Source organism: Trebonia sp. (genome assembly GCF_049794275.1).
In the GTDB taxonomy this organism is placed as follows: domain Bacteria; phylum Actinomycetota; class Actinomycetes; order Streptosporangiales; family Streptosporangiaceae; genus Trebonia.
Window position 1 is genome coordinate 1 of the sequence record NZ_JBARCR010000012.1, and the last position, 11,123, is coordinate 11,123.

General features: G+C 69.2%; 10 protein-coding genes. 6 read left to right on the plus strand and 4 right to left on the minus strand.

Translation table 11 applies throughout. The annotated features are described in order from the left end of the window. The first annotated feature begins 81 nt into the window (after positions 1–81). On the plus strand, positions 82–1,500 hold the full coding sequence (locus WA805_RS00295) for a helix-turn-helix transcriptional regulator (RefSeq protein WP_425241358.1): 1,419 nt from the start codon (positions 82–84) through the stop codon (positions 1,498–1,500). Here the strand turns inward: WA805_RS00295 and WA805_RS00300 are convergent. Further along, positions 1,494–1,721 carry a hypothetical protein gene (locus WA805_RS00300; protein ID WP_422291052.1) on the minus strand — a complete coding sequence of 76 codons (228 nt, stop codon included), beginning with the start codon at positions 1,719–1,721 and terminating at the stop codon, positions 1,494–1,496. The two genes, WA805_RS00295 and WA805_RS00300, sit on opposite strands and share 7 nt — an antisense overlap. 47 nt (positions 1,722–1,768) lie before the next feature. After that, positions 1,769–2,623: an LLM class flavin-dependent oxidoreductase gene (locus WA805_RS00305; protein ID WP_425241359.1), complete on the minus strand. Its 855-nt coding sequence runs from the start codon at positions 2,621–2,623 to the stop codon at positions 1,769–1,771. Positions 2,624–2,815: 192 nt separating this feature from the next. On the opposite strand from WA805_RS00305, the gene WA805_RS00310 reads away from it, so the two are divergent. After that, a complete protein-coding gene (locus tag WA805_RS00310) occupies positions 2,816–3,406 on the plus strand; it encodes a TetR/AcrR family transcriptional regulator (protein WP_422337400.1) in 591 nt (196 codons plus the stop codon). Positions 3,407–3,419: 13 nt separating this feature from the next. Here WA805_RS00310 and WA805_RS00315 read toward each other — a convergent pair whose 3' ends face one another. Further along, positions 3,420–4,034, minus strand: coding sequence for a hypothetical protein (locus tag WA805_RS00315; protein WP_425241360.1), 615 nt, complete (start codon positions 4,032–4,034; stop codon positions 3,420–3,422). Positions 4,035–4,252: 218 nt separating this feature from the next. On the opposite strand from WA805_RS00315, the gene uvrA reads away from it, so the two are divergent. Together uvrA and lexA are read left to right on the plus strand one after the other, a co-directional pair. Further along, the gene (gene uvrA / locus WA805_RS00320) at positions 4,253–7,114 is read left to right on the plus strand and encodes an excinuclease ABC subunit UvrA (protein WP_422290902.1); all 2,862 of its coding nucleotides are present in this window, start codon (positions 4,253–4,255) and stop codon (positions 7,112–7,114) included. A gap of 441 nt (positions 7,115–7,555) precedes the next feature. Next, positions 7,556–8,230: a transcriptional repressor LexA gene (gene lexA, locus WA805_RS00325; RefSeq protein ID WP_422282179.1), complete on the plus strand. Its 675-nt coding sequence runs from the start codon at positions 7,556–7,558 to the stop codon at positions 8,228–8,230. A 31-nt stretch (positions 8,231–8,261) separates the two neighbouring features. Here lexA and WA805_RS00330 read toward each other — a convergent pair whose 3' ends face one another. Beyond that, positions 8,262–9,512, minus strand: coding sequence for a chitinase (locus tag WA805_RS00330; protein ID WP_422290898.1), 1,251 nt, complete (start codon positions 9,510–9,512; stop codon positions 8,262–8,264). 124 nt (positions 9,513–9,636) lie between these two features. Between WA805_RS00330 and WA805_RS00335 the strand changes: the two genes are divergently transcribed. Together WA805_RS00335 and WA805_RS00340 are read left to right on the plus strand one after the other, a co-directional pair. Further along, positions 9,637–10,266, plus strand: a complete 630-nt coding sequence (locus tag WA805_RS00335; protein WP_425241361.1) for a PadR family transcriptional regulator — start codon at positions 9,637–9,639, stop codon at positions 10,264–10,266. 102 nt (positions 10,267–10,368) lie between these two features. Then, positions 10,369–11,123, plus strand: a 755-nt coding sequence (locus tag WA805_RS00340) for an ABC transporter ATP-binding protein (RefSeq protein ID WP_425241362.1), incomplete at its 3' end; no start/stop codon positions are given.

Consider the following 11,123-nt stretch of genomic DNA (forward strand, 5'->3'; position numbering starts at 1 on the left):
GTCTCCAAGCTGCTCAGTAACGCGGGCGAAGCCAGCCCGGAGTCCGCCACGTACCTGCTCACCGCGGTCGCGGCCGCCTTCGTGCTCCTCAACGGGGACGGCGACGTCATCACCGCCCACCGCCTGCTCACCCAGGCTATCGAGGATCAGGCCAGGCCCGACCGGATCAGCGACACCGGGGTTTTCGAGGCGGTTTCTGGCCTCTTCCTGATGTGCCGCCTTGGCGGACGGCCGGAATTGTGGACGTCCTTTCACGCCGCTATCAGCGAGTTCGCGCCGGATGTGCCCGAGGACCTGTATCTGCTGGGTCAGACCTGCGCCGACCCGGTCCGTACCGCGGCCGGCGTTCTCCCCCTGGTAGACGCCGCCATCGCCGGCCTGCGCAGCGAGACGGACCATCTGCGCATCCTGACGATCAGCTCAACCGCCCACTTCACCGACCGGCAGCCAGGTTGCCGGGAAGCGCTGTGGCGAGTGGTCCGCGAAGGCCGGCGGGGCAGCGGTGTCGCTCCGCTGATCACTGCCCTGGATCATCTCGGTCTCGACGCCTGGTTGGCGGGCCACTGGGACCAGGCGCAGGAACTGGCGGACGAGGGCCTCGAGCTAAGCCTGGCCCACGGCTATCCGCTGCTGACCTGGGCCTTCCGCTACCGCCAGGCGCTGATCGCCGCGGCATGCGGCGCTTATGACGGGGCGCATACGCTGACGGACGAGATGCTGCGCTGGGCCGCGCCGAGACGAATCGGTCAGGCCGGCCTGGCGGCTCATCATGTGGGGTCGGTAGCGGCGCTGGGGCGGGGTGATTTCGAGGACGCCTACCAGCACGCCACGGCGATTAGCCCAGCGGGCGTCCTGGCCTCCCACGTCCCGCTCGCCCTGTGGGTGCTGATGGACCTGGTCGAGGCCGCCGTCCGCACCGGCCGCCACACCGAGGCCGCCGCCCATGTCACCGCCATACGCGACGCCGGCATCGCCGCGATCTCGCCCCGGCTGGCCCTGCTGGCCGCAGGATCAGAGGCGATCGCCACGGCCGACAGCAACGGCCTCGGGCTGTTTGAGGAAGCGCTCGCGATCCCCGGCGTTGACCGCTTTCCGTTCGACCTGGCCCGGGTGCAGTTCCTCTACGGCGAACGGCTGCGGCGCGCCCGTTCCACGAAGGAATCACGGCCGCATCTAGCTGCTGCCCTGGAGATCTTCGAACGCCTCGGCGCCAGGCCGTGGGCCAGCCGCGCCGCGCGCGAGCTCCAGGCAACCGGCCAAACCAATGCCTTCCCCGATCAGCCAGCACACGACTCGCTCACGCCGCAGGAACGCCAGATCGCGATGCTGGCCGCGGCCGGCATGAGCAACAAGGAGATCGGACAGCGGCTTTTCCTGTCACACCGTACCGTCGGAGCCCACCTGTACCAGATCTTTCCCAAACTCGGCATCAGGTCCCGGGCTGCACTGCGCGACGCACTCGCCGAGCTTCCGGAACCGTTACATGCGCGCTCTCAATGAGGCGCCTGGGCGTCGCGGTGCTGCGCGCCGACCCTCACCCCGGTGACGGCGCCGGTGTCGATGATCACGTCGTTGACGACGACGAGCCTGGTCCATGGCTCGGTGTCTTCGTCCTCGCTCCCCGTGACCGTGAAGATCGCGTCCGGCGGCAGCTGGTCGGTGTACCCGTCGATCCTCGGCTGGCCGCGCTCGTCGGTCTTGATGATGAGCTGGTAGTCCATGTAAGAAAAGTACCCCCGGCCGCTGGGCACGTACTCGCGTGCTGTGGCTACTGCTTATCAGCGATGGCGTAACCCGACTTGGCGATGAGTTCGTCCGCGACCCACCGCGCGACGCTGGCCGGGTAGGGCTGTGCCGGCAGGCCGAGGGTGATGTGCCCGAAGCCGGCGTCGAGCGCTTCGCTGATCGCATCCCGGGTGATTCCGGGCTGGTCGTAGGACACGTGCAGGGTGATGGAGCGGGTGATGGCGGCGGGATCGCGGCCGAGGTCGGTGCAGTAACGGTCCAGCAGCGCGCTGCGCTGGGCGGCGTCGGCGATGTCGCCGCCCGCGATGTTCCATAGGTCCGCGTGCTCGGCGGCCACGCGGAGCACCGCGGCCGAGCGTCCGGCGACGAGGACGGGCGGGTACGGGTGCTGGACGGGCTTCGGGTTGCCGAACGCGCCGGTGAGATCGATGTGGGCGCCGTGGAAGTCGAACGGCTCGGTTTCCGTCCACAGCCGCCGGATGACGGTGCAGGCTTCGGCGAGGTCCTCCACGGAGTGCCGGAAGTCGTGGTAGGGCAGGCCGTGTGCCTCGTACTCGCGGCGCGCCAGCGGGTGGCTGGGGCGTGAGCCAGCGCCGATTCCGAAGACCAGCCGTCCGCCGGAGACGATATCAACGGTCGTGGCGATCTTTGCCAGCATCGCGGGCGGCCGGAACCTGTTGCTGGTTACCAGCAGGCCCAGGCGCACCCGCTCAGTCTGGGCGGCGAGTGCCGATAGCAGGGTCCAGCCCTCGAAGATCGGCCCGTCCGGGTCGCCGGCGATCGGCATGAGGTGATCGAACAGCCACGCGTGCTCGATTTCCCTGATGGCGTCGGCCTCCCGCCAGACCCGCAGGATGTCCTGGTAGCTGACTTGCATGGGGGCGGTCGTTATTCCGAAACTGGGCAGAGGTGCCTGCGGCATGGGTTCTCCGTGAGGTGACGCGAGTTTGAGGTGCGGGCTTGGCGCTGGCTCGCCGGATCTGGCATCCTAAGCAAACGGAACCATGTTCCGATATCCAAGATACGGAACCATGTTCCGTTTGGCAAGGTGCGCGATGGAGGTGGCCGGGTGGTCGTCGGCGCGAGTGGACCGGGGGCGGCAGCACCACCGCGGAAGCGGGCCGATGCCCGGCGGAACGAGGCGACGCTGCTGGACGCGGCCGCCGCGGCGTTCGTCGAGTCCGGCGTCAACGTGCCGGTGCGCGAGATCGCGGCCAGGGCCGGCGTCGGCGTCGGCACGATCTACCGGCACTTCCCGACGCGAGCGGACCTGATCGTCGCCGTCTACCGGCACCAGGTCGAGGCTTGCGCCGAAGCCGGCCCAGTCCTGCTGGCGCAGGCCGATACGCCGCACCATGCGCTAGCCCGCTGGATCGGCATGTTCGTCGACTTTCTGGTCACCAAGCACGGCCTGGCGGAAGTGCTACGGTCCGACGACGCGGCCTTCCAGACGCTGCACGCCTATTTCATCGACCGCTTGGTCCCGGTGGCTAAGCAACTCCTTGACGCTGCCGCCGCGGCCGGTGAGATCCGCCCCGGCCTGGATGCCTACGAGCTGCTCCGCGGCGTCGGGAATCTCTGCGTCGGGGCGGCCAGCGACCCGCGCTACAACCCTCGTCACCTGGTCGAACTCCTCATCGCCGGACTGCGCATCCAGTAGCGAATCGCGTTCGCTAGGCCAGCAGCCGCGCCCGCCCCGCGTCGGGAGACTCGGTAAGCGAGCCGGGGTAAAACTCACGGGACGTTCTGAATATCTCGTCAAGGGACGGCCACCAGCGGCCATGCCGCAGCGAGCCGAGGACGGTCAGCACCTCCGCCGCCTGCTCGGCCGGCTCGGCCGCGGCGGCGACGGCAACCCGGTGCGGCCGCACCGAGCGCAGCGGGCCGAGGTAGAAGTCCGGCGGCTGCTCGGCGCCCGGCCCCGCCTGCTCGGCGAGCACCAGGTAGTAATCGGGCAGCTCGAACTGGCCGGCCCGCCAGGCTGCCAGCGCCTCCGCCGCCCGCAGCTCGAACGCCTCGCTGCCGGCCGCCGCCCGCGACGGCTCCCGCGGTATCTCCCACATGGCGCGCCACTCGGCGGCGACCGCCGCCAGTGGGTCGGCCGCGACCAGCACGTAGGGAGAGGAGATCCCGGCGGCCCTGCGCAGCGCGCCCGCGGCCGCGTCGAGCCCCTCGGCGGAGTCGTCAGGCCGGACGAGCACCACGTTCATTGACCGGCCCGCGGCGGCGAGCAGCCCCTCGCTGGCGTGGCCTGCCAGCACCACCACGGTCGCCGGATTGCGCCTCACCGGCCCGATAATAGCGCCGGTCCCCAGGCCCGCCGTGCCGTAGTCTGGAGGGTACGGCAGGCCCGGCGGGGGCGCCGCTCGCGTGCGGGCATAACGGGGGTCTCTCCGGCGCTATAAATCCAGGCTTCCGCAGTCGGGCGGAAATGTCAGACCCCCCCGTTAGCATGGCGAGGCGTTGAGTCGACCCAGGATTGAATTGACGAAGAGAAGAGCGCGCAGTGGCTGACCGGCTTGTCGTTCGCGGCGCACGCGAGCACAACCTGAAGGACATCTCCCTCGATCTGCCGCGTGACGCCATGATCGTGTTCACCGGGCTGTCCGGATCAGGCAAGTCCAGCCTGGCCTTTGACACGATCTTCGCCGAGGGGCAGCGCAGGTACGTGGAGTCCCTGTCCGCGTACGCCAGGCAGTTCCTCGGTCAGATGGACAAGCCGGACGTGGACTTCATCGACGGGCTGTCCCCTGCCGTGTCCATCGACCAGAAGGCGGCGAGCCGCAACCCGCGGTCCACCGTCGGCACGATCACCGAGGTGTACGACTACCTGCGGCTGCTCTACGCGCGGGTGGGCAAGCCGCACTGCCCGCTGTGCGGCCGGCCGATCGCCAGGCAGACCCCGCAGCAGATCGTGGACCGGGTCCTCGAGCTGGAGGAAGGCACCAGGTTCCAGGTGCTCGCGCCGGTGGTGCGCGGCCGCAAGGGCGAGTACGGCGAGCTGCTGCGCGAGCTGCAGACCAAGGGTTACTCCCGGGCGCGGGTGGACGGCACGGTCGTCCGCCTCGACGAGGCGACGAGCAGCGTGCTGCCCACGCTGAAGAAGTACGAGAAGCACGACATCGAGGTGATCGTCGACCGGCTCGCGGTGAAGGACACCGCCAGGCGCCGGCTGACCGACAGCGTGGAGACCGCGCTCGGGCTGGCGGGCGGCGTCGTCATCCTCGATTTTGTCGACCTGCCGGACACCGACCCGCACCGGGAGCGGATGTACTCCGAGCACCTGGCGTGCCTGTACGACGACCTGTCCTTCGACGAGCTGGAGCCGAGGTCGTTCTCGTTCAACTCGCCGTGGGGCGCTTGCCCGGACTGCACCGGGCTCGGCACCCGGATGGAGGTCGATCCCGAGCTGATCGTTCCCGACCCGGCCAAGTCCCTCGAAGAGGGCGCGATCGCGCCGTGGGCGGGCGGGCACGTCAGCGACTACTTCGACCGGCTGATCGAGGCGCTGGCGGAAACCATCGGGTTCCGGCTGGACACCCCGTGGGAGCGACTGCCGGCCAAGGCGAAGGACGCGCTGCTCAGGGGCTATGACGCGCAGGTCCACGTGCGGTACAAGAACAGGTACGGCCGGGAGCGCTCGTACTATACGAACTTCGAGGGCGCGGTCACGTACGTCGAGCGGCGGCACGCCGAGGCGGAGAGCGACTCCAGCCGGGAGAAGTTCGCCGGGTTCATGCGCGAGGTGCCCTGCCCGTCCTGCGGGGGCGCCCGGCTCAAGCCGGTTTCGCTGGCCGTGACCGTCGACAGCAAGTCGATCGCGGACCTGTGCGCCCGGCCGATCGGCGAGCTCGCCAAGAACCTGCTCAACCTCGACCTGTCAGAGCGGGACATGCAGATCGCGCGGCTGATCCTGAAGGAGGTCAACGCGCGGCTCGGCTTCCTGCTCGACGTCGGGCTCGACTACCTCACGCTCGACCGGGCGTCCGCGACGCTGGCCGGGGGAGAGGCGCAGCGGATCAGGCTGGCCACCCAGATCGGGTCCGGCCTGGTCGGCGTGCTGTACGTGCTCGACGAGCCGTCCATCGGGCTGCACCAGCGGGACAACCACCGGCTGCTCGAGACGCTGCTGCGGCTGCGCGACCTGGGCAACACGCTGATCGTCGTCGAGCACGACGAGGACACGATCAGGGCCGCCGACTGGGTGGTGGACATCGGTCCGGGCGCCGGCGAGCACGGCGGTCACGTCGTCGTCGCCGGGACCGTGGACGACCTGCTGGCCAGCGAAACCTCGCTGACCGGCGCGTACCTGTCCGGCCGCCGGGAGATCCCGGTGCCGAAGGTGCGCCGCACGCCGGTCAAGAGCCGCGAGCTGGTGGTCAAGGGCGCCGCCGAGCACAACCTCAAGAACATCGACGTCACGTTCCCGCTCGGCTGTTTCATCGCGGTCACCGGCGTGTCGGGGTCGGGCAAGTCGACCCTGGTCAACGACATCCTCTACCGGGCGCTGGCCAGGGAGCTGCACGGCGCGCGCACCGTGCCGGGCAAGCACGTCCGGGTCACGGGCATGCAGCACCTGGACAAGGTGGTGCACGTGGACCAGGGGCCGATCGGCCGCACGCCGCGGTCCAACCCGGCGACGTACACCGGCGTGTTCGACCACATCAGGAAGCTGTTCGCCACCACGACTGAGGCGAAGATCCGCGGCTACCAGCAGGGCAGGTTCTCGTTCAACGTGAAGGGCGGCCGGTGCGAGGCCTGTTCTGGCGACGGCACGATCAAGATCGAGATGCAGTTCCTGCCGGACGTGTACGTGCCGTGCGAGGTCTGCCACGGCGCCAGGTACAACACCGACACGCTGCAGGTGCATTACAAGGGGAAGTCGATCGCCGAGGTGCTCGACATGCCGATCGAGGAGGCGGCGACGTTCTTCGAGGCGATCCCGGCGATCCACCGGCACCTGAAGACGCTCGTCGACGTCGGCCTCGGCTACGTGCGGCTCGGCCAGCCCGCGACCACGCTGTCCGGCGGTGAGGCGCAGCGCGTCAAGCTCGCGTCGGAACTGCAGCGCAGGTCCACAGGGCGCACGATCTACGTGCTGGACGAGCCCACCACCGGCCTGCACTTCGAGGACATCCGCAAGCTGCTCGGCGTGCTCACCAAGCTGGTCGAGAGCGGCAACACGGTGATCGTCATCGAGCACAACCTCGACGTGATCAAGTCCGCGGACTGGCTCATCGACATGGGCCCCGAGGGCGGCTCGGGCGGCGGCGCCATCGTCGCGACCGGCTCCCCTGACCAGGTCGCGGCCAACGACAAGAGCTACACGGGCCAGTTCCTGAAGCCCTTCCTGGCACGGGCGCGTTAATCAGGCGGCAACGCCTCTTGCACCAGCCCGCCGATTGAGCAATTCCATGATCACGAAAGCAGGCCGATTACGTAATCGGCGGGACCCGTTCGGCTCGCTTTCGATAGCGCTGAAAGTTTGGCCGCCTACCACCGGTCAAACTTTCAGCGCTAACTGGATCTTGGTGACGCTGGGGAACATGAGGCCAGTGGGGCAACACCTCCATTGTCGAGGTCGTACGTTGCTTCGATCGCGAGACGGCAGGCTGCCCTGCGTGCGGTGATTCCATGATCACGAAAGAAAAATCTCCTATACGCATACTTTTCTTTCGTGATCATGCTGGATGCCACGGCTGTCGGCGGATGGCAGGACAGGACGCGGCGCCTTGTGCGGGCGTGGGGCCGCAATCGGCCGGCTTAAGCCTGCTTTGCAGATTATGGCCGGGATGGCACGCTATTACCCATGAGCGTGGAAACGCCGGGAAAGCCGGATCCCGATCGCGTGCTGACCTGGCGACAGCACAAAATCCTCCGCGTCATCAGGGACTCGGTGCAGCGGCGCGGCTATCCGCCGTCCATGCGCGAGATCGGCGACGCGGTCGGGCTCGCCAGCGTCTCCAGCGTCTCCTACCAATTGGCCGCGCTCGAACGGAAGGGTTATCTGCGCAGGAACGGCCGCAGGCCGCGCACCGCGGAAGTCCGGCTGCCATCCCGGCCGCTCGTCCCGGAACAGCGAAAGAATCCCCCCGCCTATGTGCCGATGGTGGGGCGGATTACCCCCGGCGTCCCAGTGCTGGCCGACAGGCAAATCGACGACGTTTTCCCACTGCCCAGGCGGCTGGTCGGCGAGGGCACCGTGTTCCTGCTGGAAATGGCCGGCAATTCCATGATCAGCGCCGCGATCGCCGACGGCGACTGGCTCGTTGTCCGTCAGCAAGCGGACGCGGCGGACGGTGATATCGTCGCCGCCATGATCGACGGCGAGACCACCGTACGCAGGTTCAAGCGGAGCGACGGGCACGCGTGGCTGATCCCGCACCATCCCGCCTACGTGCCGCTTCTCGCCGACGACGCCACCATCCTCGGCACCGTGGTGGCCGTGGCTCGCCGCGTCAAGGCCACCCCGTCGGTGCCGTAAGGCCGGCCGTAAGGCCCGCCGTTACCCGCCGCTATCCGTCGGCCTGGTAGGCGCCGAGCGCCGTGGCGAACGCGCCGGGCGACTGGGTGATGCTGCTGCACATGGGCTGCGCCACCTGCTGCCCGCCGCCGGAACATCCGGAGTCCCTGGCTGCCGACCACATCGACAGCCAGGCGAGATGCTTGCTCGCGGCGAACGCTTCGAGCTGCCGGGCATTGGCGAGCGTGAAGACCTCGTCGGTGACGTCGTTGACGCCGATCATCGGGGTGACCGCGATCTTGGACCACGCCGCGTCGGCACTGATCCCGAGCACGCTGGCCACCTGGGCGTCGGCGGCGGTGGCGGCGTCGATCGCGTAGCTGCCCATCATCCCGCCGGGATCGGGCGCGGCGCCGTCGCCGTAGTCCATCGTCATGATGTCGACCGCGGAGATCCGGACCCCGGCCCGCACCGCGCCGGCCAGCATGGCGACGGTATCGGAATCGAGGCCGGACGGGATCACCGGCACGGTGAACGATATCTGGAGCCCGTTGTCCTGTTGCTGGAGCGCCGCCAGAGCCTGGTCCCTCAGCGCGTTAGCCGCGGTGTTGCCCAGTGCCGCGCCCTCGATGTCGAAGTCGACCTCGTGCACGCCATAGGCCGAGATCACCTGCTGGTAGGCGGCCTGGAGCTGGGCGGCGGTGGCGCACGTGAGCGCGAGCTCGTCACCGGCCTCGCCGCCGAAGGAAATCCGTACGTCGCCCCCGATGGCGCGCAGCGCGCCGATCTGGGCGGCGACCGGATTGTCGCCGATGGCGGTCGTGCCGTCCCATTCCGGCGTGCACCTGCCGCCGCCTGCCACGATGAACGCCAGGTTGAACTGCTTCACACCCGTCTGCCGCGCGGTCGAGACCAGGTTGTAGGGCGGGTACTCCGTGGTGTCCACGTACGGCGCGAACCCGGCTGTCGAGGCGGACGGCAGGTCCCGCTGGCTTGGCGCGGCGGGCGAGGACGCCGGCGCCGCGGCCGCGGAGTGCCGCGACGGAGTGACGGTCACCGGCGGGAAGCTGCCCGCGCCAGGCTCATGCGCGTTAGCGTTCAGTCCGCCGGGAGACCCGGTGCCGAGTCCGCTGACAACCCCGGCCCTGAGCATGTGGGCGGATCCGGCGTCCGTTCCGACAGGCCCGATGCCCCCGGTCTGCACCGCGATGAGAACGCCTATGACGACCAGTGCACCAGCGGCGACCGCGGAGCGCCACGACAGCACGCGGCCGCGCGGTGCTACCCACGGAAAACGGGACATTACAGCGCCCTCCTTGGCGAGCCAAGGACGCTCCCGTAGCTCAGATTATCGCGAGGAGGGTACGGTCAGGTCCGTTTTCGGTAACGACGCGCTGCGGCCAATAGTCTTTGCCAGGTGACCGGGAATGAGTAGCGAGCGCAAGCGCACGCGGCCGCTGCCGCGCACGCCGGTGGCGCTGTCCGTGCTGAACCTGCTGGCCGAACGTCCCATGCATCCCTACGAGATGCGGATGCTGATGCGGCAGCGGCACCACGACCGCGCCTTCCAGATCAGGGAGTCGTCGGTGTACGACACGGTGGCTAGGCTGGCCGACCGCGGGCTCATCGAGCCGGTCGAGGTCAGCCGCGAGGGGCGGCGACCCGAGCGCACCGTCTACTCGATCACCGAGGCGGGCCGCGAGGAGCTGCTCGACTGGCTGTGGCAGCTGACCAGCGAGCCTGCTACGGATTACCCGGCGTTCGCCGCGCCGCTGATGTTCATCTACGCGCTCGGCCGGGACCGGGCGATCGCCGCGCTGAGCCAGCGCGCGGCGCGGATCGAGGCGGAGATCTCCTCGTCCGACGCGTTCCGGCGGGCGTTCGCCGCCGAGATACTCGACTTTCCGCGGATCTTCGGGATCGAGGAGGAGTACGCGCAGGCGATGCGCAAGGCGGAGCTCGCCTGGGTGCGCGCCACCGTCGCTGAGCTGCGCGACGGCACGTTCCCGTGGCCGGCCCCCGAAGACCTCCCCGAGTACCCCGCGCACGGTGCCTAGCAGCAGCTAGCAGGAAATCCTCATTCGAGATATAGCTTAATCCGCTGCCGCTCTCATATACTCGGTACCGAGTGATCGATACTGAGTATATGAGGTGATTGCATGACCGACACAGCAGCGGCCGCGATCCAGGTGACCGGGCTGCGCAAGACTTTCCAGGTCAAGGGCGCACCGATAGCGGCGCTGACCGGGATCGACCTGGCCGTCGCGCCCGGCGAGATCTTCGGCCTGCTCGGGCCGAACGGCGCCGGCAAGACCACCACCCTGCGCATCCTCACCACGCTGCTGCCCGCCGACGCCGGCGAGGCACTGGTCGCCGGGGCAGACGTGCGGCGCGAGCCGGCGCTGGTGCGGCGGCGCATCGGTTACGTCGGCCAGCTCGGGGGCGCCGACGTGAACGCGACCGGGCGGGAGAACCTGCTGCTCGCCGGCCGGCTGTACGGGCTCAGCGCCGCCGGCGCCAGCCGGCGCTGCGCGGAGCTGCTCGGGGTGTTCGGGCTGGGTGACGGCGGCCTCGCAGACCGGTCCGTCCGCACCTACTCCGGCGGTCAGCGCCGCCGCCTGGAGGTCGCGCTCGGCATCATGCACCGACCGGGGGTGCTGTTCCTTGACGAGCCGACGACCGGCCTTGACCCGCAGAACCGGGCCAACCTGTGGGACCAGCTCAGGCAGCTTCGCGACGGCGGCGCCACGGTGTTCCTCACCACGCACTACCTGGACGAGGCCGACCAGCTCAGCGACCGGGTGGCGATCGTCGACCACGGGCGGGTGATCGCTTTGGGGACGCCTGACGAGCTGAAGCGGCGCTATTCCGCTGACACGATCTCGGTCACCCCGGGCCCGGGCGCGCCCGAGGC